The sequence below is a fragment of the Chelatococcus daeguensis genome (genome assembly GCF_001887265.1).
In the GTDB taxonomy this organism is placed as follows: domain Bacteria; phylum Pseudomonadota; class Alphaproteobacteria; order Rhizobiales; family Beijerinckiaceae; genus Chelatococcus_A; species Chelatococcus_A sambhunathii.
This window is the reverse complement of sequence record NZ_CP018095.1, coordinates 492,077-518,139: the sequence shown is the minus strand read 5'-3', so window position 1 is coordinate 518,139 and position 26,063 is coordinate 492,077. Positions and strand designations below refer to the sequence as shown.

Annotated in this window: 25 protein-coding genes; 13 read left to right on the top strand and 12 right to left on the bottom strand. The window is 68.3% G+C overall.

Features of this window, described 5'->3' with window-relative positions:
- Positions 1 to 43 precede the first annotated feature (43 nt).
- The 3 genes from BOQ54_RS02385 to phaR form a co-directional block, all read right to left on the bottom strand.
- Positions 44 to 1,090, bottom strand: a complete 1,047-nt coding sequence (locus BOQ54_RS02385; protein WP_055459776.1) for a PstS family phosphate ABC transporter substrate-binding protein — start codon at positions 1,088 to 1,090, stop codon at positions 44 to 46.
- A 156-nt stretch (positions 1,091 to 1,246) separates the two neighbouring features.
- A complete protein-coding gene (locus tag BOQ54_RS02380; RefSeq protein ID WP_096335374.1) occupies positions 1,247 to 2,536 on the bottom strand; it encodes an ATP-binding protein in 1,290 nt (429 codons plus the stop codon).
- 121 nt (positions 2,537 to 2,657) lie between these two features.
- Positions 2,658 to 3,263 carry a polyhydroxyalkanoate synthesis repressor PhaR gene (gene phaR / locus BOQ54_RS02375; RefSeq protein ID WP_055459777.1) on the bottom strand — a complete coding sequence of 202 codons (606 nt, stop codon included), beginning with the start codon at positions 3,261 to 3,263 and terminating at the stop codon, positions 2,658 to 2,660.
- Positions 3,264 to 3,564: 301 nt separating this feature from the next.
- Here phaR and BOQ54_RS02370 point away from each other — a divergent pair, with 301 nt between their 5' ends.
- Positions 3,565 to 4,743: an acetyl-CoA C-acetyltransferase gene (locus tag BOQ54_RS02370; RefSeq protein ID WP_071923175.1), complete on the top strand. Its 1,179-nt coding sequence runs from the start codon at positions 3,565 to 3,567 to the stop codon at positions 4,741 to 4,743.
- Positions 4,744 to 4,818: 75 nt separating this feature from the next.
- The gene (phbB, locus tag BOQ54_RS02365) at positions 4,819 to 5,547 is read left to right on the top strand and encodes an acetoacetyl-CoA reductase (protein WP_055459779.1); all 729 of its coding nucleotides are present in this window, start codon (positions 4,819 to 4,821) and stop codon (positions 5,545 to 5,547) included.
- Between the two features lie 17 nt (positions 5,548 to 5,564).
- Here the strand turns inward: phbB and BOQ54_RS02360 are convergent, their stop codons facing one another.
- From BOQ54_RS02360 to BOQ54_RS02350, 3 genes are all read right to left on the bottom strand, one after another.
- Complete coding sequence (locus tag BOQ54_RS02360; protein ID WP_055459780.1) at positions 5,565 to 6,884, bottom strand: HlyD family type I secretion periplasmic adaptor subunit; 1,320 nt, start codon at positions 6,882 to 6,884, stop codon at positions 5,565 to 5,567.
- Positions 6,881 to 8,623: a type I secretion system permease/ATPase gene (locus tag BOQ54_RS02355; RefSeq protein WP_063188166.1), complete on the bottom strand. Its 1,743-nt coding sequence runs from the start codon at positions 8,621 to 8,623 to the stop codon at positions 6,881 to 6,883. The genes BOQ54_RS02360 and BOQ54_RS02355 overlap by 4 nt, the downstream gene beginning before the upstream one ends.
- 381 nt (positions 8,624 to 9,004) lie before the next feature.
- The gene (locus BOQ54_RS02350; protein ID WP_055459782.1) at positions 9,005 to 9,742 is read right to left on the bottom strand and encodes an RluA family pseudouridine synthase; all 738 of its coding nucleotides are present in this window, start codon (positions 9,740 to 9,742) and stop codon (positions 9,005 to 9,007) included.
- A 57-nt stretch (positions 9,743 to 9,799) separates the two neighbouring features.
- Between BOQ54_RS02350 and ftsY the strand changes: the two genes are divergently transcribed.
- Positions 9,800 to 10,909: a signal recognition particle-docking protein FtsY gene (gene ftsY, locus BOQ54_RS02345; protein ID WP_063188164.1), complete on the top strand. Its 1,110-nt coding sequence runs from the start codon at positions 9,800 to 9,802 to the stop codon at positions 10,907 to 10,909.
- 4 nt (positions 10,910 to 10,913) lie between these two features.
- Complete coding sequence (locus BOQ54_RS02340; RefSeq protein ID WP_071923174.1) at positions 10,914 to 11,576, top strand: septation protein A; 663 nt, start codon at positions 10,914 to 10,916, stop codon at positions 11,574 to 11,576.
- Positions 11,577 to 11,585: 9 nt separating this feature from the next.
- On the opposite strand, the gene BOQ54_RS02335 is transcribed toward BOQ54_RS02340, so the two are convergent.
- The 6 genes from BOQ54_RS02335 to ccmA form a co-directional block, all read right to left on the bottom strand.
- On the bottom strand, positions 11,586 to 12,911 hold the full coding sequence (locus BOQ54_RS02335; protein ID WP_071923173.1) for an adenylate/guanylate cyclase domain-containing protein: 1,326 nt from the start codon (positions 12,909 to 12,911) through the stop codon (positions 11,586 to 11,588).
- A gap of 8 nt (positions 12,912 to 12,919) precedes the next feature.
- A complete protein-coding gene (locus BOQ54_RS02330) occupies positions 12,920 to 13,540 on the bottom strand; it encodes a DsbE family thiol:disulfide interchange protein (RefSeq protein ID WP_055459786.1) in 621 nt (206 codons plus the stop codon).
- Complete coding sequence (ccmD, locus tag BOQ54_RS02325; protein WP_071923172.1) at positions 13,537 to 13,710, bottom strand: heme exporter protein CcmD; 174 nt, start codon at positions 13,708 to 13,710, stop codon at positions 13,537 to 13,539. Before ccmD ends, BOQ54_RS02330 begins: the two co-directional genes overlap by 4 nt.
- On the bottom strand, positions 13,707 to 14,483 hold the full coding sequence (locus tag BOQ54_RS02320; protein WP_055459787.1) for a heme ABC transporter permease: 777 nt from the start codon (positions 14,481 to 14,483) through the stop codon (positions 13,707 to 13,709). Before BOQ54_RS02320 ends, ccmD begins: the two co-directional genes overlap by 4 nt.
- A gap of 79 nt (positions 14,484 to 14,562) precedes the next feature.
- Positions 14,563 to 15,231, bottom strand: coding sequence for a heme exporter protein CcmB (gene ccmB / locus BOQ54_RS02315; protein WP_071923171.1), 669 nt, complete (start codon positions 15,229 to 15,231; stop codon positions 14,563 to 14,565).
- A gap of 100 nt (positions 15,232 to 15,331) precedes the next feature.
- Complete coding sequence (gene ccmA / locus BOQ54_RS02310; RefSeq protein WP_071923170.1) at positions 15,332 to 15,976, bottom strand: heme ABC exporter ATP-binding protein CcmA; 645 nt, start codon at positions 15,974 to 15,976, stop codon at positions 15,332 to 15,334.
- Between the two features lie 203 nt (positions 15,977 to 16,179).
- Between ccmA and acnA the strand changes: the two genes are divergently transcribed.
- The 9 genes from acnA to BOQ54_RS02265 all read left to right on the top strand — a co-directional run bounded on the left by acnA (position 16,180) and on the right by BOQ54_RS02265 (position 26,052).
- Positions 16,180 to 18,888 carry an aconitate hydratase AcnA gene (acnA, locus tag BOQ54_RS02305; RefSeq protein WP_063188156.1) on the top strand — a complete coding sequence of 903 codons (2,709 nt, stop codon included), beginning with the start codon at positions 16,180 to 16,182 and terminating at the stop codon, positions 18,886 to 18,888.
- Between the two features lie 194 nt (positions 18,889 to 19,082).
- On the top strand, positions 19,083 to 19,361 hold the full coding sequence (locus BOQ54_RS02300) for an acyl carrier protein (protein ID WP_019400864.1): 279 nt from the start codon (positions 19,083 to 19,085) through the stop codon (positions 19,359 to 19,361).
- 77 nt (positions 19,362 to 19,438) lie between these two features.
- The gene (locus BOQ54_RS02295) at positions 19,439 to 19,912 is read left to right on the top strand and encodes a 3-hydroxyacyl-ACP dehydratase FabZ family protein (protein ID WP_071923169.1); all 474 of its coding nucleotides are present in this window, start codon (positions 19,439 to 19,441) and stop codon (positions 19,910 to 19,912) included.
- 1 nt (position 19,913) lies between these two features.
- A complete protein-coding gene (locus BOQ54_RS02290) occupies positions 19,914 to 21,047 on the top strand; it encodes a beta-ketoacyl-ACP synthase (RefSeq protein WP_071923168.1) in 1,134 nt (377 codons plus the stop codon).
- Positions 21,048 to 21,059: 12 nt separating this feature from the next.
- Positions 21,060 to 22,343 carry a beta-ketoacyl-ACP synthase gene (locus BOQ54_RS02285; RefSeq protein ID WP_071923167.1) on the top strand — a complete coding sequence of 428 codons (1,284 nt, stop codon included), beginning with the start codon at positions 21,060 to 21,062 and terminating at the stop codon, positions 22,341 to 22,343.
- Positions 22,340 to 23,101, top strand: a complete 762-nt coding sequence (locus BOQ54_RS02280) for an SDR family oxidoreductase (RefSeq protein ID WP_071923166.1) — start codon at positions 22,340 to 22,342, stop codon at positions 23,099 to 23,101. Before BOQ54_RS02285 ends, BOQ54_RS02280 begins: the two co-directional genes overlap by 4 nt.
- Positions 23,102 to 23,145: 44 nt before the next feature.
- On the top strand, positions 23,146 to 24,168 hold the full coding sequence (locus BOQ54_RS02275) for a zinc-binding dehydrogenase (protein ID WP_071923165.1): 1,023 nt from the start codon (positions 23,146 to 23,148) through the stop codon (positions 24,166 to 24,168).
- Between the two features lie 64 nt (positions 24,169 to 24,232).
- On the top strand, positions 24,233 to 25,159 hold the full coding sequence (locus tag BOQ54_RS02270; RefSeq protein WP_276199864.1) for a lipid A biosynthesis lauroyl acyltransferase: 927 nt from the start codon (positions 24,233 to 24,235) through the stop codon (positions 25,157 to 25,159).
- Between the two features lie 92 nt (positions 25,160 to 25,251).
- Positions 25,252 to 26,052, top strand: a complete 801-nt coding sequence (locus BOQ54_RS02265) for a DUF1223 domain-containing protein (RefSeq protein ID WP_055459919.1) — start codon at positions 25,252 to 25,254, stop codon at positions 26,050 to 26,052.
- The last annotated feature ends 11 nt before the right edge of the window (positions 26,053 to 26,063 follow it).

The window sequence follows — 26,063 nt, the reverse complement described above, 5'->3', positions numbered from 1 at the left end:
CGAAGCGGGTGGATGGTCCACCCGCTTCGCCTGCGTCAACGGATCAAAGCCCGGCGTCGGCGGCAAGCGGCTTCTGCGCCTCGACGTCGGCGCGCACCTTGGCAAGTTGGTCGGTCGGCAGCGGCACGAGACCCTTGCGCGACAGGTAGCCATCCTCGCCGAGTGCCTTCTCGGAGACGTATTCGGCGATGAACTTATCGAGCCCGGGCACGACGCCGATGTGCTGCTTCTTGAAGTAGACGAACAGCGGGCGGGAAACCGAGTACTTGCCGTCGGCGATGGTGTCGAAGTCCGGCTCCACGCCGTCGATCTTGGCCCCCTTGATCTTGGCCGCGTTCTCCTCGAGGAAGGAATAGCCGAAGATGCCGACCGCCTTGGGGTTGGCGTCGAGTTTCTGGACGATGAGGTTGTCGTTCTCGCCGGCGTCGATGTAGGCACCGTCCTCGCGGATCGTCTTCCAGGCGGCGGCAAAAGCCTTCGCGTCGCTCTTCTTGAGATCGGCGAGAACCTTCTCGGCGCCCGGCTCCATGACGAGCTCGAGGAAGGAATCACGGGTGCCGGAAGTCGGCGGGGGGCCAAGCACCTCGATCTTCTCGTTCGGCAGCGCCTTGTCGATGTCTGACCAGTTCTTGTACGGGTTGGCGACCAGCTTGCCGTCCGGACCAGGAACTTCCTTGGCGAGAGCGAGGAAAATCTGCTCCTTGGTGAAGTTGAGGTCCGGACCCGCCTTGGAATTGGCGACGGTCAGTCCATCGAAGCCAACCTTCAGCTCGATGATGTCGGCGACGCCGTTCTTCTTGCAGTCTTCGAACTCCGACTTCTTGATGCGGCGCGAGGCGTTCGTTGCATCCGGATGGTCCGTGCCGACACCGGCGCAGAACAGCTTCATGCCGCCGCCCGTGCCGGTCGATTCAACGACCGGCGCCTTGCCGGCGCCCGAACGGCCGAACTGCTCGGCAACCGCCGTCGTGAAGGGATAGACCGTCGAGGAGCCGACGATGCGGATCTGGTCGCGCGCCTGGGCGGCACCGGCAGCGGCGACGCCGGCCAGCGTGAGGGCGGCGACGCTGACGAGGGAACGGAATTTCACGGTATATCTCCCTGATCTCTTGGAGCGGGACGGCGATCGCACGGCCATGACGGGGTCGTGCCGCATCCGCTTCGGCAATGCCGCAAGCACCACCGACACCTCTTGTCTATGACGGCAAGGTGACAGCCGAATGACAGCGTAACAATTTGATCCGTCTTAGTTTTGCGATTCGTCGCCGAGCGCTGGCAGCGTCACCGTGAAGGAAGCGCCCCGGCCCACATCGCTGGCGATGGCGAGGCGCCCGCGATGACGCATCACGATGTGCTTGACGATGGCAAGGCCGAGGCCGGTGCCACCCTTGCCCCGGCTGGCCGCAACATCGACGCGGTAGAAGCGCTCGGTCAGGCGCGGCAGGTGCTCGGGCGCGATGCCGGGGCCATAGTCGCGCACCACGACCGACACTTCACCCCCGCCGCTACCCGGTGCCGTGGTCGCAACCCGTACGTCGACGCGGCCGCCACCTTCGCCGTATTTCACGGCATTCTCGATCAGGTTCTCGAAGACGCGCAGGAGCTCGTCGCGCTCGCCGCGCACGTTGACCGGTCCCGGCGGGGCCTCGAGCACGATCTCGACCCCGCGCTCGCGCGCCAGCGGCGCAAGCGTGTCGATCATGTGGCGCAGCAGGGCGATGACATCGACGATCGCCGTCGGTTGCACGTGCACGCTGAGCTCGATGCGCGACAGCGACAGGAGGTCGTCGATGAGGCGCGCCATGCGCTGCGCCTGCTCGCGCATGATGGCGAGGAAGCGTTCGCGCGCGGCCGCGTCGTTGCGAGCCGGCCCCTGCAGGGTCTCGATGAACCCCATCAGCGAGGCGAGCGGCGTGCGCAACTCGTGGCTGGCGTTGGCGACGAAGTCGACCCGCATGTGCTCCAGCCGGCGTGCCGGCGTCAGATCGCGGAAATAGAGGGCGGCCCCGGCCCGACCGGCATCGGCCCCGGCCTCGTCGGACAGGGGAGCGATGTGCACCTCGAAGGCGCGCTCGACCGGCACACGCTCGACAAATTCGACCGCCTCGGCCTTGCCGCCCTTCACCACCCGATCGAGACCATCGAGCACGTCGGGTGCGCGCAGAGCGAAGGACAGGGGATGGGCGTTGCGCAGGCCCGGCAGCACGGCAATCGCCGCACGGTTGGCGTCGACCACGAGGCCACGCCGGTCAACGATGACGACGGGATCCGGCAAGGCCGCCAGAACGGCCGCCGGCCCGAAGGCGTGTTTCTGGCGCCGCTCGCCCGTCGTCACGACACGGCCGCTCAGCGGCCGCCGGTCGCGGAAGGCAAGGCCTGCGACGACAAGGCTGGCGAGCGCAGCGAGCGCAGTCGAGATGCCGAGCGAGCCGCCGGCCAACGCGGCGAGCGTAAATATCGCGCTGCTGAGGCCGGCGGTTCTGAGCGCGATGGCATTGGCGCTGAGCCGCAGGCTGTTCTTCGTCGTCTCGATCATGCCCTTGCCCGAACCGGCCGCACTCCCGGCAACCAAGGCCGGCGAATCGGGACGGGCGGCACGTCAAGGAGTCATCTCAACCGCCCTTCCGCGTCATCCCGATGACAGCGGCGATACGCCCTCAGCCGCGGCCCGAGCCCTTGCCGGCCAGTTCGTCCAGGCGCGCCTGCATCTCGAGCACCTGGCGCTTGAGGTCGTCAAGGTCGCCGCCCGCCTGCCGGGGCTCGTCCTCGCGCGGCCGCGCCGTGGGCTCGCCCTGCTGCCCGCCGCGCGGGCCGAACGGGGAGAACAACCTGAGGGCCTCGCCGAACATCGCCATGTTCGTGCGCACGTGCTCTTCCATGCTCTTGAAGGCAGCCGCCGGGCCGAAGGCCTCGGCCATCTTTTCGCGCAGCTTCTGCTGCTCGCGCGTGAAGTTCTCGATGGAGAACTCGAGGTAGCTCGGCACCAGCGCCTGCATGCTGTCGCCGTAGAAACGGATGAGCTGACGCAGGAAGGCGACCGGAAGCAGGTTCTGTCCGGCCTTGTTCTCCTCCTCGAAGATGATCTGCGTCAGTACCGAACGGGTGATGTCCTCGTTGGTCTTGGCATCGAAGACGATGAAGTCCTCCCCGTCCCGCACCATCTGCGCGAGGTCCTCCAGGGTGACGTATGTGCTGGTTCCCGTGTGATAGAGGCGGCGGTTGGCGTATTTCTTGATGACGGTCGGATTTTCTTCTGTCGCCATGGCTCTGCTTTGTCTCGTCCCGGCCCCGGTAAGGGCTCATGCCGCGGCGCCCGAAGCATTGCCGGCGTCGGAACCGGTTGCCTGCGCACGGCCTCCCCGGCGCAGACGATAGGCGCTAATCAGCCCGACGAAAACTCATTTGTGCGACACGGGGGCGCGGTGCGCGCCCGATGTGGTGCTTGACGCTCCGCGGAGGCCCCCCGAAGATGGCTTCGACCCGTCCACATGGCCCCGTCCAGGCGGCCGCAGCATGACAGCAAGGCCGCCACGAGCGGCAAAAGAAGGAACAAGGGAGATCACCATGGCCTCCACGGATATCGTCATCGTCGCCGCCACCCGCACGCCGGTAGGCTCGTTCAACGGCGCCTTCGCCAACGTGCCCGCGCATGTGCTGGGCGCCGCCGCCATCAAGGGTGCCCTCGAGCGGGCGGGCGTCGCCGCCGAAGAGGTCGACGAGGTCATCCTCGGCCAGGTGCTGACAGCCGGCGAAGGGCAGAACCCGGCCCGCCAGGCCGCGATGAAGGCGGGCATCCCGGTCGCCAAGACGGCCTGGAGCCTCAATCAGGTCTGCGGCTCGGGGCTGCGCGCCGTCGCCCTCGGCATGCAACAAATCGCCAACGGCGATGCTTCCGTGATCGTTGCCGGCGGGCAGGAATCGATGTCGTTGTCGCCGCACGCGGCCCACATGCGCGCCGGCACCAAGTTCGGAGACGTGCAGTTCGTCGACACGATGATTCGCGACGGACTCTGGGATGCCTTCCATGGTTACCACATGGGCGTGACTGCGGAGAACGTGGCCCAGAAATGGCAGATCAGCCGCGAGGAGCAGGACGCCTTCGCGGTCGCCTCCCAGAACAAGGCCGAAGCCGCCAAGAAGGCCGGCCGCTTCGCGGAGGAGATCACGCCCGTGACGGTCGCCTCGCGCAAGGGTGACGTCGTTGTCGACACAGACGAGTACATCCGCGACGGAGCGACGCTCGATGCGGTCGCCAAGCTGCGGCCCGCCTTTCAGAAGGACGGCACGGTGACGGCTGGCAACGCCTCCGGCCTCAACGACGGGGCGGCGGCACTCGTGCTGATGACGGCGACGGAAGCCGAGCGGCGCGGCCTCAAGCCGATCGCCCGCATCGCCTCCTGGGCAACGGCAGGCGTCGAGCCGGCCGTCATGGGCTCGGGCCCGATCCCGGCCTCGCGCAAGGCGCTCGAGAAGGCGGGCTGGACGGTGCAGGATCTCGACCTCGTCGAGGCCAACGAGGCCTTCGCCGCCCAGGCGCTGGCCGTCAATAAGGACATGGGCTGGAACCCCGACATCGTGAACGTCAATGGCGGTGCCATCGCCATCGGCCATCCCATCGGTGCTTCCGGCGCGCGCATCCTGACGACCCTGCTGCACGAGATGGGTCGGCGCGACGCCAAGAAGGGCCTCGCGACACTGTGCATCGGCGGCGGCATGGGAGTCGCCATGTGCGTGGAGCGCTGAAGACGGACCCGAAGGGGCTTTCCGGCGGCGGCCTCACCCCTTCCCGACAACGATAACGGCCAGAGGGAGAGAAACATGGCACGAGTTGCAGTCGTCACAGGTGGCACGCGCGGTATCGGCGCCGCGATCGCGCGCGCCCTGAAAGCGGCGGGGCACACGGTGGCCGCCAACTATGCAGGCAACGACGAGGCCGCCGCCCGCTTCAAGAGTGAGACCGGCATCTCCGTCTACAAGTGGGACGTGAGCGATGCCAGCGCCTGCGCCGACGGGCTGGCGCGCGTCGCGGCCGATCTCGGGCCGGTGGACGTCCTCGTCAACAATGCCGGCATCACCCGCGACGGCATGTTCCACCGTATGAACCTCGAGCAGTGGCAGGCGGTGATCCGTACCAACCTCGATTCGATGTTCACGATGACCCGGCCGGTGATCGAAGGCATGCGCGAGCGCGGCTTCGGCCGCATCATCAACATCTCGTCCATCAACGGCCAGAAGGGCCAGATGGGACAGACCAACTATTCCGCCGCCAAGGCTGGCGTCATCGGCTTCACCAAGGCGCTGGCGCAGGAAAACGCCGCCAAGGGCGTCACCGTCAACTGCATCTGCCCCGGCTACATCGACACCGACATGGTGGCGGCGGTGCCTGAGGATGTGCTGAAGAAAATCATCGCCGGCATCCCCGTCGGCCGTCTCGGCCGCGCCGAGGAAATCGCCGCCGCGGTGGTCTATCTCGCCTCCGATGCCGCAGCCTTCGCAACCGGTTCGGTACTGACCATCAACGGCGGTCAGTACATCGCCAACGGCTGAGCCAGCGCGGGCGCGCGTCACTCCTCCCGGAAGGCGCGCGCCAGCTGGTCCGCCAGCGGTTTCAGCATGTAGGAGAGAGCCGAGCGCGAGCCGGTGCGGATATGGACCTCGACCGGCATGCCCGGGACGAGCCTGAGACCGCGCAGGCGGGCGAGTTCATCCGGCGCGATGTGGATCCGGACCTTGTAGAACGCTTCACCCGTCGCCGCGACCGTGAGGAGGTCGGGCGCAACACTGGTGACGATGCCGGCGAGTTCGGGTGTGGTGCGCTGGCTGAAGGCCGAGAAGCGCACCACGGCCATCTGGTCCGGCGTCACCTGGTCGATGTCGCCCGGCGAGACCCGGGCCTCGACGACGAGTTCGTCGCTGCGCGGGACGATAAGCATCATAACCTGCCCCGCGCTGACAACCCCGCCAACCGTGTGTACATCGAGCTGATGGACGATGCCGTCCTGCGGGGCGCGGATGTCGATCCGCGCGAGCTGATCCTGCGCTGCCGTCCTGCGTTCGACATATTCGCCGATTCGGGCCTCGTAGTCCCGCAGCTCCTGCATCACTTCGGTCCGGCGGTTCTGGTCGAGCTGGATGATCTGCAGTTCCGTCTCGGCGATGCGCCCCCGGACCTGGGCGATGGCGGCGACGATCTGGCCACGCTCGCCGCCGAGGCGCGCGGCCTCCCGCTGCAGATGCTTGAGCCGGTTGATCTGGACGAGGTTACGCTCGAACAGCGCCAGCACACCGGCGAGTTCATCCTCGATCAGTGCGATCTCCCGGCCCTTTGCCGTCTGCTGGGCATCGAGGCCATCGATCTCGCGCCGCGACTGCAAGATGCGCTCGCGCAGCTGCGCTTTCTGGCCCTCCATCGCCATCCGTCGGGCCCTGAAGAGGCGGCTTTCGCCATCGATGACCGCAGCGGCCTCGTCGTCCGTGCCGGCCCTGGCGACCAGGCCGGCGGGGAAGACGATCTCCGACAGGCCGTCACGCTCGGCGATGAGCCGTGCGACGCGGCCGGCCGCCTGGTCGAGCTGCTTGGAGACGAGTTGCAGACTGGCCCTGGCAAGGGTGGCATCGAGCCGCGCCAAGACGTCGCCAGCCCGCACCACGTCGCCTTCCCTGACATTGAGCTGGCCGAGGACGCCGCCGGTGGGATGCTGTACGCGCTTGACGTTGGATTCGACGACGAGGAGGCCGGGAGCGATGACGGCACCGGCCAGTTGCGCCACCGATGCCCAGCCGCCGATCGTGCCGAGCAGCAGGAAGGACATTGCGAGGCCGAGCGCCATATTGCGCCGGATCGAGCGCGCGTCGCAGCCTCCGGGTGGAAACCATGCGCTCATTGGGCACCCGCTTTGTTTTCCTCGACGACGGCCAGCGGTGCGGAGCTTCGGGCGGGCCCCGATTGCCCGCGCATGCGGCGCAGCACCTCCTGGTGCGGGCCGAAGGCCTGCAGCGCTCCGTCGCGCAGGATGGCGATCAGGTCGACGCCCGCGAGCACGGCCGGGCGGTGCGCCACCACGACGACGATGCCGCCGCGGGCACGCACACCATGGATGGCTTCCGTCAGCGCCGTCTCACCTTCCGAATCGAGGTTGGAGTTGGGCTCGTCGAGGACCACGAAGAAGGGATCGCGATAGAGCGCCCGGGCCAGCGCCAGGCGCTGGCGCTGGCCCGCCGACAACGCTTCGCCGCGCTCACCGATCTGCGTCTCATAACCGTCCGGCAGACGCAGGATCATCTCGTGCACACCGGCCGCCATGGCCGCGGCGATCACCGCCTGGGCATCCGGCTCGTCCTCGAATCGGGCAATGTTGGCGGCGATGGTGCCGGCGAACAGCTCCACGTCCTGGGGCAGATAGCCGATGTGGCGGCCGAGGACGGTCTCGTCCCACTGGTCAAGGGCGGCGCCGTCGAGACGCACCGTGCCCGAGGCGAGCGGCCAGACGCCGACGAGGCCCCGCGCGAGGGATGACTTGCCGGCGGCGCTTGGGCCGATGATGCAGAGCGCCTGCCCCGCCTGCAGCCCGAAGGAGACGTTGCGAACGCTCGGCCGGCGCTGGCCCGGCGCTGCGACCGAGAGTTGCTCGACGGCAAGGCTGGCGACGGGCGCCGGCAGGTCGAGCCGTCGCGCCGCCGGCGGTATCGCCTTGAGCAAGCTGGCGAGCCGGTGCCAGCTGTCGCGTGCGGCGACGAAGGACTTCCATTGCCCGATGACCAGTTCCACCGGCGCGAGCGCCCGGGTCGCGGCGATCGAGGCGGCGATGATGGCCCCTGCGGTCACCTCGCCGCGAATGGTCAGCCATGCGCCGAGTGCGAGAATGAGCGACTGCAGCAGGAGCCGCAGGACGCGGGAAGCGGCGCCGAGCCCGCCGACGATGTCGCCTGCCCGCCGCTGCTCGGCGAGAAAGGCCTGATTGAGGCCCAGCCAGCGCGCCGTCAGCCGTTCTCCAAAGCCCATGGCGCGCAGCACCTCGGCATTGCGGCGACCGGCGAGGCCGAGGTTGATACGTTGCACATTCTGCACAGCCAGCACGCGCTGGGGCCGGCGCGAGAGGATCTCGGCCGCCACGGTCAGGCCGACGAGCACCAAGGCACCCGCAGTCGCGAGGAGACCGAGGAAGGGATGCAGAACAAAGACGAAGAGCATGTAGAGCGGCATCCACGGCAAGTCGAAGAAGGCCGAGAGGCCGGGCCCTGCTACGAAACTGCGCAGCGTGTCGAGGTCGCGCACCGGGGTGAGACCGTCGTCCTGAAGCGCACTCCTGAGCGGCAGCGCCAGCACGCAGCGGAAGACGCGGGGAGCGAGTTCGGCGTGAAGGTGGCTGGCGATCCGCCCCAGCACCCGGCTGCGCACCGCCTCGAGCCCCCCCTGGAAGCCGAAGAGGAGCACGACGAGTACGCACAATGCGGCCAGGGTCGGCTCGCTGCGGCTCGACAGCACCCGGTCGTAGACCTGCAGCATGAAAATGGAGCCGGACAGCGCGAGGCAATTGATCACGCCAGAGATGAGGGCAAGACCTCCGAAAACCCAACGCAGTCGCCGAAATGCAGTCGCCAGTTCGCTGCGCGGCTCACTCATCGGCTCGCGTCCCTAGGACAGTCCGCCGCAGCGGACGACATCAGGCGGATGCGGCGATCGCGCAGCCGCCAGGTGCGGAGCCGGGGGGCGGCGTGCTGCGGCACACCGTGGGGGAAGGTGGAAGGACCGCCGCCCCCCGGCCCGAAGCGCCCCTGACCGGAAGCGCCCGCACAATCTGTATACGCGTCCGTCTTTACTGGATAAATAAGAAGCGCCGGAGCGCCACATCAATTGCGCTGAAAGCAAAATATCGATTGAATATTACTGATGAAGCTTGTGACGACTGAAAGATTGCTATTGATCTGACAGACGATGGCATGCAGATATCTCAGGCCCTATGGCAGGAAGAGGCACGATCGCCACGCGGACAGCGAATCACGCTCAGCGCCCGGCTGTCGCATGCGCGGGCGTTGCCTCGCACCAACCGGTCGCGTCGAGGGCGGCGCGCATGTGCGGCGGCGCGGGGGCTGCGACCCGCACCGCCTCGCGGCTGGGATAGAGCGGGATGGCGAGCGCGGCGGCATGCAAGTGCAGCCCCGGCCCGCCTCTGCGCGGGGCATGGCCGTAGATGGTGTCGCCGAGGATAGGGAAGCCCGCCGCGGCGCAATGGACACGCAGCTGATGGGTGCGGCCGGTCACCGGCATCAGGGCGAGCCAGCTGACGCCCTCCCCGCGCCCGAGGACGCGCCAGCGCGTCAGCGCCGGCTGGCCGGCAGCATCCACCTTCATCCACCAGCCCCGCGCGGGATCGCGCGGGGCGAGCGGCATGTCGATCTCGCCCTCCTCGTCGCCCGGTCCGCCCTCGACGATGGCCCAGTAGGTCTTCTCGACCTTGCCCGACTGGAACAGGCGTCCCAGCTTGTCGAGCGCCTTGCGATGGCGGCCGAGCACGAGGCAGCCGGAGGTGTCGCGGTCGAGCCGGTGGGCGAGCTCGGGCCGCCGCGGCAGGCCGAAGCGCAATGCGTCGAGATGGTCGCTCAGCGTCTCGTCGCTCGTCGCCGTGCCGCTGCGCGGGCCGGGATGAACGGGCATGCCCGCCGGCTTGTCGATCACCAGCATCAGCGCGTCGCGATAGAGGAGGCGCGACACTATATCGAACGGCAACTCTTTCTCGTTCATGCGCTTCGGGCTATCGAGGGGGCAGGCCGAGGGCAAGGGAAAAGAACGCGAGGACCGATGAGCGACGGCGACAAGGACAAGCGCGGGATGCTGGCCCGGCTCTTCCGGCGCGGCGAGACCGCCCAGCCGGAGCCGCAGGCGCCGCCGTCCGAAGCCGAGGCGCCGCAGCCGCCATCACCGCCGCAGGAGGCCCCGCCCCGGGCAGTGCCCCAAACGTCGCCCGAGGCCACTCCCCAGCCCGCGCCCCGGCGCAGCTGGTGGCAGCGGCTGAAGGAGGGGCTGGCGCGCACCTCGTCCTCGCTCGGCCTCGGCATCACCGAGCTCTTCTCCAAGCGCCGCCTCGACGCCGCGACCATCGACGACCTCGAGGACATCCTGATCCAGGCCGACCTCGGCATCGAGACAGCGGCGCGCATCACCCGCTCGATCGCCGAGGGGCGCTACGACAAGGCCATCGACCCCGAGGAGGTCAAGGCCGTGCTGGCGCGCGAGGTGGAGGCGGTGCTCGCCCCCGTGGCGCATCCGCTTGCCGTCGACGCCGGCAGGAAGCCCTTCGTCATCCTCATGGTGGGGGTCAACGGCTCGGGCAAGACGACCACTATCGGCAAGCTCGCGGCGAAGTTCCGCGCCGAGGGGCGCAAGGTCATGCTGGCGGCGGGCGACACCTTCCGCGCCGCGGCCATCGAACAGCTCAAGGTGTGGGGCGAGCGCACCGGCGCGGCTGTGATCGCACGCGAGCAGGGGGCGGACGCGGCCGGTCTCGCCTTCGACGCCCTCAGCGAGGCGCGCGCGAGCGGCACGGACGTCGTGCTCGTCGACACCGCCGGGCGGCTGCAGAACAAGGCCAGCCTCATGGCCGAACTCGAGAAGGTGGTGCGGGTGATGAAGAAACTCGACGAGACGGCGCCGCACGCGGTGCTCCTCGTGCTCGACGCCACGACCGGCCAGAACGCGGTGAACCAGGTCGAGATCTTCGGCAAGACGGCCGGCGTCACGGGTCTCGTCATGACCAAGCTCGACGGCACGGCGCGCGGCGGCATCCTCGTCTCCATCGCCGCCAAATTCGGCCTGCCCGTGCATTTCATCGGCGTCGGCGAGGGCGTCGAGGACCTCGAACCCTTCACGGCACGCGATTTCGCCCGCGCCATCGCCGGACTGGAAGCATAAGAGCATGTCGAAGGAACTTGTGGAAAGCGACCCGAAGGGCCAGCACCTGCCGCCGCTCACCAAGCTCGCGCTGGAGCTTGGGCCGCTCGGACTGTTCTTCCTCGCCAACACCCGGCCGGGGCTGTTCGCGCCGCTCATGCAGCCGCTTGTGCCGGCCTCGATCCTGACAGGCGGCCAGGCCGGCATCTTCACGGCGACGGCGGTCTTCATGCTCGCGACACTGGTGGCGCTCGCCATCCATTACCGGCTCGTCGGCAAGCTGCCGATCATGCCGCTCGTCTCCGGCATCGTCGTCCTCGTTTTCGGTACGCTGACGCTCGTCCTGCACGACGAGTTGTTCATCAAGCTGAAGCCCACCATCGTCAACGCGCTGTTTGGCTCGGTCCTGCTCGGCGGGCTTCTGTTCGGCAAGTCGCTGCTCGGCTTCGTGCTCGACAGCGTCTTCGAGCTCGACGCCGAAGGCTGGCGCAAGCTGACCCTGCGCTGGGGCCTGTTCTTCTTCTTTCTCGCGCTGCTGAACGAGGTCGTCTGGCGCACGCAGACGACGGACTTCTGGGTGAACTTCAAGGTCTTCGGCGTGATGCCCATCACGCTTGCCTTCGCGCTCGCGCAAACGCCGCTCATCATGCGCCACAGTCCGGCGACGGACGAGGGCACCAAGTCCTGAGCCACAGGCTCAAACGGCGTCATTCTCCAGCGTGTAGATCGGCATCGCCTCGTTGCGCCCGCGCAGGGTCTGCGTTCCAAGGCTTCGCCAATGCGAGCCGGCGCGCTCAGGATCCTCGCCCGCCGCCCTGAGGACGTCGCCCGAGGCGACCAGCGGTACCTCGAGGGCCTTAGTCGCGTCCTCGAGTCGGGCCGCGACGTTGACGGCATCGCCCATGACGGTGAATTCGAGGCGCTGCTCGTCGCCGATGGCGCCGACGAAGGCCGTGCCGAAGTGAACGCCGATGCCCACCGCTACCGGCACGGCACCGGTTGCCTTGCGCAGCCCGTTCCACTCGTCGACCGAGGCAAGCATCGAGCGGCAGAAGGCAAGCGCCCGGGCCACATCGTCGCCGCTCGTCTGCGGCAGACCGAAGATGATGAAGGCGCCGTCGCCGATGAACTTGTCGATGACACCGCCGTGCTGGCGCGCCGCCCGCGTGACGCGGGCGCGGAAGGCGCCGATGAAGCCGGTGAGTGCCGCTGGGCTCATCGCCTCGCCCATGGCGGTCGAGCCGCGGATGTCGATGAAGACGAGCGCCACTTCGGCGCGGCGTCCTATCCGCAGGTCCTCGATGTTGTCGCTCGACAGCACGGGCAGAAGCTCGGCGGGGAGATAGCGCGCGAGATTCAGCCGGCGTGTCGTCTCGGCCACCGCCCGGTTGAGCAGGCGCCGGCCGCGCACGGCGCCAAGCACGAGCACCGCCCCGCCGAGCGCGAGCATCGCGGCACGGGCCGTGTTCGCCGGTACGGAATAGAACATCTCCGCATCGCGCAGGAAGGTCTCCGGAGCGAGGTTCGAGCCCCATCCCCCCAAGCAGGCGACCAGTGCCAAACCGACGAGGGTCAGGCACAGGGCATAGAGCTGCACCCAGGGACGGATGCGCAGGGCACTGACCGCAAGCAGCAGCGGAAACACTCCGACCACCGGAAACATGCTCATGAACGCGACGGGCAGGCGCAGGTCGCGCAGGTCGGCGAGAAGGCTGCCGGTGAGGACGGCGATGTCGACCGTCACCGTCACATAGGCCATCCATGGCCGCCAGCGGCCGAACTTCACGAGCAGATAGACCGCAAGGCCCGCGAAGAAGAGGAGGCCAAGCGTCGCCCGCGCCTGGTTGCGCGCCTCCGTAAGATCGAGCAGCGAGATGTCGTTGCTGCGCTTGAGGACAACCTCCACGGTCACGAGGAGCGCGACCGCGATGGCCATGCGCACCACGCTCGCTGCCCGTTCGGCCGACAGGTCGGCCTCTAGCAGCAGGCGCTCGCTGCCATTCGCCGGAAGGGCTGGCGCCATCGATCCCCCTAGCGTTGCTGCGCCGCTCTCAGTGCCGGCAGGAAAGTGCCGTTCAGGCTGTCCGGCGTCAACGGGCCGATGTGCTTGTGCCTGATGGTGCCGTCGGGCCCGACGATGAAGGTCTCGGGCACGCCGTAGACTCCCCAATCGATGGCGGCGCGGCCGCTCTCGTCAATACCGACCGCGCCAAAGGGATTGCCGAGGGCGCCAAGGAAGCGGCGGGCGTTCTCGGGATTGTCCTTGTAGTTGAGACCGAGGAGGCGCACGCCCGGCTGGGCCGCAAGCTCCATCAGCAGGGGATGCTCCTGCCGGCAGGGCGCGCACCAGGAGGCCCAGACGTTGACGATGGTGACCTCGCCCCGCTTCAGGTCCGCATCGGAGAAGCCAGGGACCGGCGCACCGCCCGGCCCCGACAGTCCTTCGAGCGGCGGCAGGGCGAAGGCCGGCACGGGACGGCCGATGAGCGCCGAGGGAACGCGTGAGGGATCGCCCGCGAAGAGCCGCACGAGAAAGAGCGCGGCAAGCAACAGGAAGATTCCGAGCGGGAGGAGAAGGATGAGCCGGCGACGGCGCATCTCGGGCGAACCCGCATCGTCATCTGCCGCGAGGCCGTTCTGCTGCTGACTCATGGGGCGGCCTCCTGCCGTGCGGACCGGCGGCGCACGCCGCGCGCCTCGAGCTGCTTGAGCGCGCGCCGCTGAGCACGATGGTCGATAATGGCGCGCAGCACGAGCCCGCCGATGACGAGCGCAGTGAAGGCATAGCTCGCGATGATGAAGCCGGCGTGGGGATCGCTCATCGGGCGGCTCCCGCAGCCGTCTCGGCGCCCGCGTCGAGGCGCTCGGCCTCCATCAGCCGCAGGCTGCGCACGCGCCGGCGCAGGATCTCGTTGCGCATGCCGGCGACATGCAGGGCTATGGCGAGCACCGTGCAGCCAAGGGCCATGACGAGGAGCGGCCACAGCATCGAGGGATGGATGGTCGGCCCGTCGATGCGGAAGACGGCCGCCGGCTGGTGCAGCGTGCTCCACCAATCCACCGAGAACTTGATGATCGGGATGTTGACCACGCCGACGAGCGTCAGCACGGCGACGGCGCGCGCGGCGCGACCGGGATCGTCCACCGCCCGCCACAGGGCCATGATCCCGAGATACATGAGGAAGAGCACGAGGACGGAGGTGAGCCGCGCGTCCCACACCCACCAGGTGCCCCACATCGGCTTACCCCAGAGCGAGCCCGTGACAAGACAGACGAAGGTGAAGGCGGCGCCGATGGGCGCGGCGGCCTTCTGCGCGACGTCGGCGAGCGGGTGGCGCCACACGAGCGTGCCGAGCGCCGAGGCGCTCATCATCACGTACATGAACAGGCCGAGCCAGGCGGCCGGCACGTGGATGAACATGATGCGCACCGTCTCGCCCTGCTGGTAGTCCGGCGGCGCGACGAAGAACGACAGGTAGAGCCCGACCCCGAGCAGCGCGGACGCGAGCGCGGCGAGCCACGGCAGCAGCCTGTCGGCGAGGCCGAGAAAGCGCGTCGGATTGGCGAGGTTCCAGAGGCTCGAGAGGCGCGGCACGCGGTCGTTCGTTCCAGGTTTCGAGGAATCTTGGGCCTGATCTAACGTCGCGCGATCGTGGCTGCAATTGGGCGCTTCGTCACGCGGCTTGCCGCAGGGCGGCGGCGGCGGCGAAGGTGCCGATCACGATCGCGACAAGAGACAAGGCCGCAAGGATGAGGAAGGGAGTGAGGAAGGCGATGGTGCCACCCGTCGCGGCGCTGGCGGCGGAGACGCCGAAGATGAGGGTGGGCACCATCAGCGGCATGACCAGGATGGCGAGCAGCAGCCCGCCGCGCCCGAGCGAGGCCGTGAGCGCCGCGCCGACGGCGCCGATGAAGGTCAGCGCCGGCGTGCCGACGACGAGCGTCGCCGCGACGGAAAGCATCGCCCCGGGCGTCAGCGCCAGCAGCAGGCCGAAGAGGGGCGCGCAGAGCGCGAGCGGCAGGCCGGTGGTCAGCCAGTGCGCCACGCCCTTCGCCACCACCAGCACCTCGAGCGGCGTATCGCTCGACAGGATGAGATCGATGGCGCCATCCTCGACGTCGGTTTGGAACAGCCGGTCGAGCCCGATGAGCGTCGCAAGCACGGCCGAGAACCACAGGAGGGCCGGGCCGATGCGGGCAAGGAGATTGAGGTCCGGCCCGAGCGCGAAGGGCACCACGGCGACGAGCATCAGGAAGAAGACGAGCCCCATGGCGCCGCTGCCGCCGACACGGGCCGCCAGCCTTAGGTCCCTCAGGACGAGAGCGAGGAAGGCGCGGGTCATGTCAGGGCGCTTGGTTTTTTAGGAAGGCGGCATGGTCCAGCCCCTCCCCCTTGCGCGGAGGAGAGAGGCGCGCCTGGCCGAAAGACCGTGTTCTCCATCCTCATGCCCGCTCCCCCTCTGCCCCGCCGGGCATGTCGACGCCGGGCACATGCGCGTCGATGCTCAGCGTCTTCGTCCCCTCGAGCCCAAGCGGCGCGTGGGTTGCGGCGATGATGAGGCCGCCCTCCGCCAGATGGCCCTGCATGACCTCGGCGAGCCGGGCCTGCGAGGCCGCATCGAGGGCCGAGGTTGGCTCGTCGAGGAGCCACAGCGGGCGACGGGAGACGAAAAGGCGGGCGAGCGCGACGCGCCGCCGCTGCCCGGCGGAGAGATAGCCCGCCGGCAGGTCCGCGGCGCGGGCGAGGCCGACGCGCGCGAGCGCTTCGCGCGGGGAGAGCCGCGGCCGGCCGAGCATGGCGCCGGCGAAGGCGAGGTTCTCCTCGGCCGTCAGCGACGCCTTCAGCCCTTCCTTGTGACCGACGTGGTTGGCGACCTCGGCGAGCGTCGCCTCACCGATGCCCTCGGTGCGGATCTCTCCCGCCGCCGGCGTGAGGCGGCCGGCGAGCATGGCGATGAGGCTCGACTTGCCGGCGCCGTTGCGACCGGTGACGACGAGCGCCTCGCCGCTCGCCAGCGCGAAAGAAAGGTCCCGGAACAGAAGACGTTCCCCGCGCCGGCAGGCGAGCCCTTCAACCGAAATGCGCATGAGCCCGCCCCTCTCGCATGCCTGCCTTCTTTAGAATGATTGTCGTCCGTGTAGCGGAACGCAGGAAAATTCTCTATATGACCCGTGGCTGCGCCGCGCGCCTCGTCGCGTGGATCCCCGGGCGCCCCCGGAGCGGCGCGCGCACTTCGCGCATCGGCCGAACGAACCTCTAGTTCGATCATCGTGATGTGAGGATCCCAGCCGTGACGACCATCGACAGTTTCAAGAGCCGCAAGACGCTTTCCGTCGGCGGCAAGACCTATACCTACTACTCCCTGGCGGAAGCGGAAAAGAACGGCCTCGACGGCATCTCGCGCCTGCCCTTCTCGATGAAGGTGCTGCTCGAGAACCTGCTGCGCTTCGAGGACGGCCGCTCGGTGACGAAGGACGACATCGTCGCCGTCAAGGAGTGGCTCGTCAACAAGGGCGCCGCGGGGCGCGAAATCGCCTTCCGCCCGGCGCGCGTGCTGATGCAGGATTTCACCGGCGTGCCGGCGGTGGTGGATCTTGCGGCCATGCGCGACGCCATGAAGCAGCTCGGCGGCGACCCGACGCGCATCAACCCGCTCGTGCCCGTGGACCTCGTCATCGACCATTCGGTGGTCGTCGACTTCTTCGGCTCGTCCTCCTCGCTCGCCCAGAACGTCGCCCGCGAATATGAGCAGAACCAGGAACGCTACCGCTTCCTGAAGTGGGGCCAGAGCGCCTTCGACAACTTCCGTGTGGTGCCGCCCGGCACCGGCATCTGCCACCAGGTGAACCTCGAATATCTCGCCCAGACCGTCTGGACGAAGAGCGAGAGCGGCGAGACGACGGCCTATCCAGACACGCTCGTCGGCACCGATTCGCATACCACGATGGTCAATGGCCTCGGCGTACTCGGCTGGGGCGTTGGCGGCATCGAGGCAGAGGCGGCCATGCTCGGCCAGCCACTGTCCATGCTGCTGCCGGAGGTCATCGGTTTCAAGCTCACCGGCCGCCTCAAGGAGGGCGTGACGGCGACAGACCTCGTGCTCACCGTCACCCAGATGCTGCGCAAGAAGGGCGTCGTCGGCAAGTTCGTCGAGTTCTACGGCCCCGGCCTCGCGCACATGACGCTCGAGGACAAGGCGACCATCGCCAACATGGCGCCGGAATATGGCGCGACCTGCGGCTTCTTCCCGGTCGACGCCGAGACACTGCGCTATCTCGACAAGACCGGCCGTGACGCCGAGCGCATCGCCCTTGTCGGCGAATATGCCAAGGTGCAGGGCATGTTCCGCGAGGACGGCACACCCGATCCGGTCTTCACCGACACGCTCGAGCTCGACCTCGACGACGTCGTCCCCTCGCTCGCCGGTCCCAAGCGCCCGCAGGACCGCGTGACGCTGGCCGACGCCAAGGCCGGCTTTCTCGCCTCGCTGGAGAGCGAGTTCAAGAAACCGGGCGAAGCGGGCAAGACAGCACCATCCTCGAACACGCGCGGCGACAGCTTCGCGCTTGGCCACGGCGCCGTTGTGATCGCGGCGATCACCTCCTGCACCAATACCTCGAACCCGAGCGTGCTGATCGGCGCCGGGCTTCTCGCCCGCAAGGCGAAGGAGAAGGGCCTGAAGCCGAAGCCGTGGGTGAAGACCTCGCTCGCACCCGGCTCGCAGGTGGTGGCCGAGTATCTCGCCAAGTCAGGCCTGCAGGGGGATCTCGACGCCATGGGCTTCAATCTCGTCGGCTTCGGATGCACGACCTGCATCGGCAACTCGGGCCCGCTGGAAGCGCCGATCTCGAAGACCATCAACGAGGCTGATCTCGTCGCCGCGGCGGTGCTCTCAGGCAACCGCAACTTCGAGGGCCGCGTCAATCCGGACGTGAAGGCGAACTATCTTGCCTCGCCGCCGCTCGTCGTCGCCTATGCGATTGCCGGCTCCATGCAGGTCGACCTCACCACCGAGCCGCTCGGCACCGGCTCGGACGGCAAGCCAGTCTACCTCAAGGACATCTGGCCGTCACCGAAGGAGATCCAAGGGTTCATCGACGCCTACATCACCAACGAAATGTTTCGCACGAAATATGCGGACGTCTTCAAGGGTGACGAGAACTGGCAGAAGATCGACGCGCCGGCCGGGCAGACCTATGCCTGGGACAGCCAATCGACCTATGTCGCCAACCCGCCCTATTTCGTTGGCATGGGCAAGACGCCCGAGGCGACGAGCGACATCATCGGGGCGCGGGTGCTCGGCCTCTTCCTCGATTCGATCACAACCGACCACATCTCGCCCGCAGGCTCCATCAAGGCGGCGAGCCCGGCCGGCAAGTACCTGATCGATCATGGTGTCGCGGTCGCCGACTTCAATCAGTACGGCACGCGCCGCGGCAACCACGAGGTCATGATGCGGGGCACCTTCGCCAACATCCGCATCAAGAACCAGATGGTGAAGGACGAGGCCGGCAATGTCGTCGAGGGCGGTTACACCCTCCACTGGCCGGACGGCGAGCGTCTGCCGATCTACGACGCGGCCATGAAGTACAAGGCCGAAGGCGTACCGCTCGTGGTCTTCGCCGGCCGCGAATACGGCACCGGCTCGTCGCGCGACTGGGCGGCCAAGGGCACCAACCTCCTCGGCGTGCGCGCCGTGATCGCCCAGAGCTTCGAGCGAATCCACCGCTCCAACCTCGTGGGCATGGGCGTCCTGCCGCTCGTCTTCGAGGAAGGAACGTCCTGGCAGACTCTCGGCCTCAAGGGCGACGAGACGGTGACCATCCGCGGCATCTCGGCCGGCCTCAAGCCGCGCCAGAGGCTGGAAGCCGAGATCACCTTCGCCGATGGCACGGTCAAGACGGTGCCGCTGCTGTGCCGCATCGACACCCTCGACGAGCTGGAGTACTTCAGGAACCGCGGCATCCTGCACTACGTGCTGCGCCAGCTCGCGGCCTGATCCGAGCCGGCAGGCCGGCGCTTGCGCAGGCACCGGCAGCGGGTTTATGGAGAACAACGACGCCGGCGGTTGGACAACCGCCGGCGCTCATGTATAGGGAACCGCTTTCAACGGAACCTGCGTTCAGCGGATGACGGGGCGCCCATCCGCGACCGCTGCTCCGCCCCGCCGCAAACAGACAGGAGAGAGAAGCGATGGCTTCCACTTTCGAGACCGTCGCCGGCATCATCTCGGAGACGTGCGACATCCCCCGCGAACAGATCACGCCCGAGAGCCACGCGATCGACGATCTCGGTGTCGACTCGCTCGCCTTTCTCGACATCGCCTTCGCCATCGACAAGGCCTTCGGCATCAAGCTGCCGCTCGAGACGTGGACGCAGGAAGTCAACGAAGGCAAGGTGCCCGCCGAGGAATATTTCGTGCTCAAGAACCTGTGCGCACGTATCGACGAGCTCGTCGCCGCCAAGGCCTGACGCACGCCTGAAAACGTCTTTTCACCGGCGGTGCGGCCTTTCACCGCGGCGTCGGGCCGGCAGATCCCGAAGAGCCCATGCGCCTCGAATACTTCCAGATGATCGACCGTGTCGCCCTCTTCGAGGAGGCGGGCGAGCGGCTCGAAGCCCATTCGACGGTGCCGATGGCAAGCCCCGTCTTCGAGGGGCATTTTCCGGATCACCCGCTGATGCCGGGTGTGCTCCTCACCGAGACCATGGCGCAGGCCTCGGGCTATCTCATCCTGGCGCTGACGCGCTTCACGCATATGCCCTTCCTCGCCGGCGTCGAGAAGGCGAAGTTCCGTTCGTTCGTCGGGCCGGGCGCGCCGCTCATCATCGAGGCCAGACGCATCCACCAGGGTTCCGGCTACGCCGTGACCAAGGCGAAGATTTCGAGCGCCGGCAAGGGCATCTGCGACGCCGAGCTCATGTTCCGCATGCTGCCCTTCCCCGAGGGGCTGTCGGGCCGCATGCGCGAGCAGGCCCTTGGGCTCGGCCTTGCGCTCGACGCGCCCGCCCCGGAGGCATGACATGACGCGTGAGGTCTTCATCACCGGCATCGGCATCGTCTCCAATCTCGGCGAAGGCATCGAGGCGCATCTCGCCGCCGTCGATGCCGGCCGCCCGGGGACCGTCGAGGCCGAGCGCTTCAAGCCGCATCTGGTGCATCCGGTCGTGCCGCTCGAATGGGAGCGGCAGATTCCGAAGAAGTCCGACCAGCGGCAGATGGAGGCCTGGCAGAAGCTCGGCGTCTATGCGGCGGGGCTCGCCCTCGACGACGCCGGCATCAAGGAGGACAAGGCGCTCCTCGGCCATCTCCACCTCATCTGCGCAGCCGGCGGCGGCGAGCGCGACTATCAGGTGGACGGCCAGGTGCTCACCGGCCTGCCGCAGGCGGCCGACCCCGGCGCCTTCCTCAACGAGCGGCTGATGAGCGATCTCCGGCCCACGCTCTTCCTCGCCCAGCTGTCAAACCTCCTCGCCGGCAACATCTCCATCGTGCACGGGGTGACCGGCGCAACGCGCACCTTCATGGGGGAGGAGCAAGCCGGCGTCGATGCCTTGCGGATCGCCAAGGCGCGCATCGCCGCGAACCAGGGCGACATCTTCCTCGTCGGCGGCTCCTACAATGCCGAGCGGCCGGACGTGCTGCTCGTCTACGAGATGGCCGGCCTCCTGTGGAAGGGTCGTTTCGCCAGCGTCTGGGAGCGCGGTGAGAAGGGCGGTTTCATCCCCGGCAGCGGCGCAGCCTTCCTCGTGCTTGAGGCGCGCGACCATGCCGAAGCGCGCGGGGCAACGGCGATCGCCCGGCTTGCGCATGTGGGCGCCGATCAGGCGCGCCGCGTGTCCGGCGCGGCGGGCGAGGCGCTCGACGGCCTGTTCGAAAGGGCCGGCGGCTTCGACGCGGCGAGCGGCCTCGTCGTCTCGGGCGCCACCGGCGTCGCCGGCATCACGGCGGAAGAGAAGGCGGTGCTCGACCGGCGCACCGACGGCACGCGGCGCATCGCCACGGGCGACCTCTTCGGCAACATGCTGGAGCCGCAGTTCCCCGCCGGCGTCGCGCTGGCAGCGGCCCTCGTCAGGCGCGGCGACGCGCGGCAGGCGGCGGTGACGAGCATCGGACATGCCCGAGGCGAGGGCCTCGCCCTCATCGAGCGCATCTGAGCGGAGGCAGAAATGGCCACGCCCCACAGGGACAAGCATGGGCGCCCCCTCGTCGTCGTGACGGGCATGGGAGTCGTCACCTCGCTCGGCGAGGGCAAAACCGACAACTGGACGGCCCTGACGGCCGGGCGTTCAGGCATCCACCGCATCAACCGGTTCGCCATCGACAACCTGCGCACGACGATCGCCGGCACCGTCGATTTCGTGGCTGCCGAACCGTTCTGCGCGCCGGCGCTGTCGGAGCAACTCGCCCTGCGCGCCGCCAAGGAAGCGGTCGCGCAAGCGGACATCGGCCGACCCGGCGATTTTCCCGGCGCCCTGTTCATGGCCGTCCCCCCCGTGGAGATGGAATGGCCGCAGCGCGAGGCGCTGGCGCAGGCTGGCAAACGCAATGGCGAGACCAGTTACGGCACGCTTCTGGCGGGCGCCGAGACAGGCCGTTTCAAAGCCTGGCACGAACTGTTCCTCTTCGGCACGGTGGCAGCTCGCATCCAGGACCGCTTCGGCACCAAGGGCTCGCCCGTCTCGCTGTCGACCGCCTGCTCGTCGGGTGCCACCGCCATCCAGCTCGGCGTCGAGGCGATCCGCCGCAGCGAGGTTTCGGCGGCGCTCGCCATCGGCACTGACGGCTCGGTGAACCCGGAATCGCTCATCCGCTTCTCGCTGCTGTCGGCGCTTTCGACGCAGAACGACCCGCCGGAGGAGGCCGCCAAGCCGTTCTCCAAGAACCGCGACGGCTTCGTCATGGGCGAGGGCGCGGCGGCACTGGTGCTGGAGGACTATGACCACGCGCTCGCGCGCGGGGCGACGATCCTCGGCTTCGTCCTCGGCTGCGGCGAGAAGGGCGACGGCTTTCACCGCACGCGCTCGAGCCCGGACGGGGCGCCCGCCATCGCCGCCATGCGTGAAGCCATCGCGGACGCGGGGCTGACGCCGGACGACATCGACTATATCAACGCGCATGGCACGTCGACGCCGGAGAACGACAAGATGGAATCGATGGGCTGCCTCGCCGTCATGGGTGAGCGCATGCGCGAGGTGCCGATCTCCTCCAACAAGTCGATGATCGGCCACACGCTGACGGCGGCCGGCACCATCGAGGCGGTGTTCTCGCTCCTGACCATCGGCGAGGGGCGCATTCCGCCCACCATCAACTACAAGGTGCCCGACCCGACGATCCCGCTCGACGTGGTGCCGAACGTGGCGCGGGACGCGACGGTCGGCCGCGTGCTCTCCAACTCCTTCGGCTTCGGCGGGCAGAACACCTGCCTCGTCTTCGCGGCGGAACCGGCATGAGCGGCGAACCCGCAAGGCGCGTTCTCGTCACCGGCGGCGCCAAGGGCGTCGGCGGGGCCATCGTGCGCGCGCTCGTGGCGCAGGGCTTCGACGTCGACTTCACCTACAGGGCTTCGGCCGAGGCAGCCGATGCCCTCGCCGGGGAGCTCGAACAAGCCCATCCCGGCCGCTCGGTGCGGGCGCGCGCGCTTGACCTCGCCGACCGGGCGGCGCTCGACGCCTTCTGCGCGGCCGTCGAGGAGACGGCCTATTTCGGCCTCGTTCACAATGCCGGCCAGTCCTACGACGCGCTCGCGGCCATGATGGCGCAGGACAAGGCGGAAGCGGCCATGCAGGTCAATTTCTGGTCGCTGACCCAGATCGCCAAGGGCCTGATGCGCACCATGCTGCGCGCGCGGGCCGGGCGCATCGTCGTCATCGGCTCCGTGGCAGCACTGCAGGGTAACCCGGGCAATGCCGCCTATGCGGCCTCCAAGGGCGCGCTCCTCAGCTACATCCGCACGCTCGCCGTGGAAACCGCCAAGCGTGGCGTCACCGTCAACTACGTGGCGCCGGGCTTCATCGACACGGACATGATGGCGCCCTACGCCGCCTATCGCGCCAATATGGAAAAGCAGATCCCGACCGGCCGCTTCGCCCGGCCGGAGGAGGTCGCGGGCCTCGTCGCCTTTCTTTTCTCGGAGCCGGCGGGCTATATCACGGGGGCGGTCCTGCCGATCGACGGCGGGCTCACCGCGCAGATCGGCGTGCACCGCTGAGGCGGCGCGCCCCAGACCAGAATTTCGAAGAGACGGCGAGGCTCATGCGCGCATTAAGGCTCCACGGCGACCGCGACCTGAGGCTGGAGGAGGTGGAGAACCCGCCCCATCCCGGCCCCGGCGAGGTGCAGATCCGCGTCCATGCCGTCGGGCTCAACCACATTGACGTGTGGGGTTTCCGCGGCATGGCCTTCGCCAAGCGCAAGATGCCGCTCGTCGTCGGAGCCGAGGCCGCCGGCGCAGTCGTCGCCATCGGCGAGGACGTGACGCACGTCGACGTCGGCGACAAGGTCGCCCTGTACGGCGCGCGCACCTGCGGTATCTGCCGGGCCTGTGTCGAGGGCCGCGACAACCTGTGCGAGAACGTCGGCGGCATCATGGGCTTCCATGTCGACGGCTTTGCCTGCGATTTCGTCAACATGCCGCAGCGGCTCGTGGTGAAAGTGCCGGACGAGGTCTCGTTCGAGGACGCGGCCTGCGCGCCGATCGCCTTCGGCACCGTGCAGCACATGCTGTTCGACAATGCGCGGCTGGAGCCGGGCGAGAGCGTGCTGGTGCACGCCGGCGGCTCGGGCATCGGCACCGCCGCCATCAAGATGGCGAAGGCCATCGGCTGCACGGTCTACACCACCGTCGGCGACGACGAGAAGGGCGAGAAGGCGAAGGCGCTCGGGGCCGATCACGTCATCAACTACCGCAACGAGCGCTTCGAGGGCGAGGTCAGGCGCCTCACCAAGCGCAAGGGCGTCGACGTCGTCTTCGAGCATGTGGGCGCGGACACGTGGAACGGCTCGCTGCTCTGCCTCAAGCGCGGCGGCCGGCTCGTCACCTGCGGCTCGACCTCGGGCGTGTCGACGACCATGAACCTGATGCAACTCTTCCAGCAGCAGTATCGCATCTTCGGGTCCTTCGGCTGCTCGATGCGCAACATCCGCGAATCGCTCGACAAGATGGCGTCGGGCCTCAGCCCGGTGATCGACACCGTCTTCCCGCTCGAGGATTTCGCGCAAGGGCTGGAGCGGCTCGAGAGCCGCAAGGTCTTCGGCAAGATCCTGGTGCGCTTCTGACGATGCGGCCGAAGGTGCGGCGCATGGCATCGATCCGGTTGAGGGCAGGCGAAGGGGCTGGCGCGTGAGGCCGGCTTCAACGCTCAAGCGCGCTGGGCTCGCCGTCGCCGAGGTCGTGATGGTGGGCCTCGTGCGGGCCGTCTTCGGCGTCCTGCGCCTCCTCGGGCCCGAGCGGGCGAGCAATCTCGGCGGCGCCGTCGCCCGAACCATTGGTCCTCTCCTGCCCGTGCACCGCATCGGGCTTGCCAATGCGCGCGCGGCCTTTCCTGAAAAGAGCGAACACGAAATCCGCGCCATCGTGCGCGGTGCATGGGAGAATCTCGGCCGTACGGGCGCCGAATATGCCCATCTCGACGTCCTCTTCGACTACGACCATTTCAACCCGAAGGCCGACGCCCGGGTGGAGGTGGACGGCATCGAGCATTTCGAGGCCCTGCGCGACGACGGCAAGCCGGGCATCATCTTCTCCGCCCATCTTGCCAACTGGGAGCTGCCGGCCATCTGCGCCGCCCGCTATGGGCTCGACGCGACGGCGGTCTTCCGCGCCCCCAACACGCCGGCTGTCGCGCGCGTGGTGCACGAGGTACGCAGCGGCACCATGGGCGGGCTCGAGGCGGCGCGGCAGGGGGCGGCCTTCGCCATGCAGAGCGTGCTCGAGCGCGGCGGCCATCTCGGCATGCTGATTGACCAGCACTTCACCCGCGGCGTCACGGTGCCCTTCTTCGGCCGCCCGGCCAAGACCAACCCGATCCTCGCCAAGTTCGCCAGGCGCTTCGACTGCCCGGTGCATGGCGTGCGGGTGATCCGCCTCCCCGGCCTGCGCTTTCGCCTGGAGCTGACACCGCCCATCGATCTGCCGCGCGACGCCAAAGGCGAAATCGACGTCGAGGGCGCCATGGCCGTCATGACGGCGGTGGTCGAAGGCTGGGTGCGGGAGCACCCGGAGCAGTGGCTGTGGATGCACAGGCGCTGGCGGGTTCCGGCGCGATGATGCCCAGCGTCGCCCATGATCAAGGCAAAGTGACTTTCGCGACGGCACGGCTTGCGCTTCATTGTGACCCTTCGGAAAAGGGATCGGTGTTCATGAAGCGCTGGGCCGCCAGCCTCGTCCTCGCAACCATGGTTCTCGCGGCCGTCAGCTGGGAGCGTGCCCGGGCCGAGCAGGCGATCCATAGTGTAGTCGAGCTGTTCACCAGCCAGGGCTGCTCCTCGTGCCCGCCGGCCGATGCACTGCTTGGCGAACTCGCGGGTGAGCCGGGTGTCGTTGCCCTGACGCTGCCGGTGGATTACTGGGACTATCTCGGCTGGAAGGACACGCTCGCAAGCGCGTCCTACACTGCGCGGCAGCGCGGCTATGCAGAACAGCGGGGCGACCGGCAGGTCTATACACCGCAAATGGTCATCGACGGGCTGCGCCATGCCATCGGCTCGGACCGAAAGGCAGTCGAGGCCGCGCTCGCTGCCGAGAAACAGGCCGGCGCCATGAGCGTGCCGCTCACCCTCTCGTCGGATGGGGCGACGGTGCACGTCTCCGTCGCAGCGGCGCCCCAAGGGATTAATGATGTCGTACAGGCTGGCGCCGCGGCAGCTGACGACGAGGCAGAGAAGGGCCCGCCGAAGGGCGTGCTGTGGCTGATGCCGGTGAAGCGCCGGGAGCGCGTGAAGATTGGCCGCGGCGAGAACACCGGCCGGCAGGTGATCTATACCAACGTGGTGCGCGGCATCATGAAGGTGGGCAAGTGGTATGGGCGCGAGGCCACCTTCATGCTGCCGCAGGACATCGCCCGCCCGGACGGATGCGACGGCTACGTGCTCATCCTGCAGCGCGGCACCGGCAAGGTGCCGGGGCCGATCCTCGGCGCGGCCAAGAGCCCGGGCCTGTGACTGCGGCGTCC

Bases quoted from the DNA above. Each gene is read 5' to 3' on its own strand.
- BOQ54_RS02380 (WP_096335374.1), bottom strand. From the start codon at position 2,536: ATGATCGAGACGACGAAGAACAGCCTGCGGCTCAGCGCCAATGCCATC.
- phaR (WP_055459777.1), bottom strand. From the start codon at position 3,263: ATGGCGACAGAAGAAAATCCGACCGTCATCAAGAAATACGCCAACCGC.
- BOQ54_RS02370 (WP_071923175.1), top strand. From the start codon at position 3,565: ATGGCCTCCACGGATATCGTCATCGTCGCCGCCACCCGCACGCCGGTA.
- phbB (WP_055459779.1), top strand. From the start codon at position 4,819: ATGGCACGAGTTGCAGTCGTCACAGGTGGCACGCGCGGTATCGGCGCC.
- BOQ54_RS02360 (WP_055459780.1), bottom strand. From the start codon at position 6,884: ATGAGCGCATGGTTTCCACCCGGAGGCTGCGACGCGCGCTCGATCCGG.
- BOQ54_RS02355 (WP_063188166.1), bottom strand. From the start codon at position 8,623: ATGAGTGAGCCGCGCAGCGAACTGGCGACTGCATTTCGGCGACTGCGT.
- BOQ54_RS02350 (WP_055459782.1), bottom strand. From the start codon at position 9,742: ATGAACGAGAAAGAGTTGCCGTTCGATATAGTGTCGCGCCTCCTCTAT.
- ftsY (WP_063188164.1), top strand. From the start codon at position 9,800: ATGAGCGACGGCGACAAGGACAAGCGCGGGATGCTGGCCCGGCTCTTC.
- BOQ54_RS02340 (WP_071923174.1), top strand. From the start codon at position 10,914: ATGTCGAAGGAACTTGTGGAAAGCGACCCGAAGGGCCAGCACCTGCCG.
- BOQ54_RS02335 (WP_071923173.1), bottom strand. From the start codon at position 12,911: ATGGCGCCAGCCCTTCCGGCGAATGGCAGCGAGCGCCTGCTGCTAGAG.
- BOQ54_RS02330 (WP_055459786.1), bottom strand. From the start codon at position 13,540: ATGAGTCAGCAGCAGAACGGCCTCGCGGCAGATGACGATGCGGGTTCG.
- ccmD (WP_071923172.1), bottom strand. From the start codon at position 13,710: ATGAGCGATCCCCACGCCGGCTTCATCATCGCGAGCTATGCCTTCACT.
- ccmB (WP_071923171.1), bottom strand. From the start codon at position 15,231: ATGACCCGCGCCTTCCTCGCTCTCGTCCTGAGGGACCTAAGGCTGGCG.
- ccmA (WP_071923170.1), bottom strand. From the start codon at position 15,976: ATGCGCATTTCGGTTGAAGGGCTCGCCTGCCGGCGCGGGGAACGTCTT.
- BOQ54_RS02300 (WP_019400864.1), top strand. From the start codon at position 19,083: ATGGCTTCCACTTTCGAGACCGTCGCCGGCATCATCTCGGAGACGTGC.
- BOQ54_RS02295 (WP_071923169.1), top strand. From the start codon at position 19,439: ATGCGCCTCGAATACTTCCAGATGATCGACCGTGTCGCCCTCTTCGAG.
- BOQ54_RS02290 (WP_071923168.1), top strand. From the start codon at position 19,914: ATGACGCGTGAGGTCTTCATCACCGGCATCGGCATCGTCTCCAATCTC.
- BOQ54_RS02285 (WP_071923167.1), top strand. From the start codon at position 21,060: ATGGCCACGCCCCACAGGGACAAGCATGGGCGCCCCCTCGTCGTCGTG.
- BOQ54_RS02280 (WP_071923166.1), top strand. From the start codon at position 22,340: ATGAGCGGCGAACCCGCAAGGCGCGTTCTCGTCACCGGCGGCGCCAAG.
- BOQ54_RS02275 (WP_071923165.1), top strand. From the start codon at position 23,146: ATGCGCGCATTAAGGCTCCACGGCGACCGCGACCTGAGGCTGGAGGAG.
- BOQ54_RS02265 (WP_055459919.1), top strand. From the start codon at position 25,252: ATGAAGCGCTGGGCCGCCAGCCTCGTCCTCGCAACCATGGTTCTCGCG.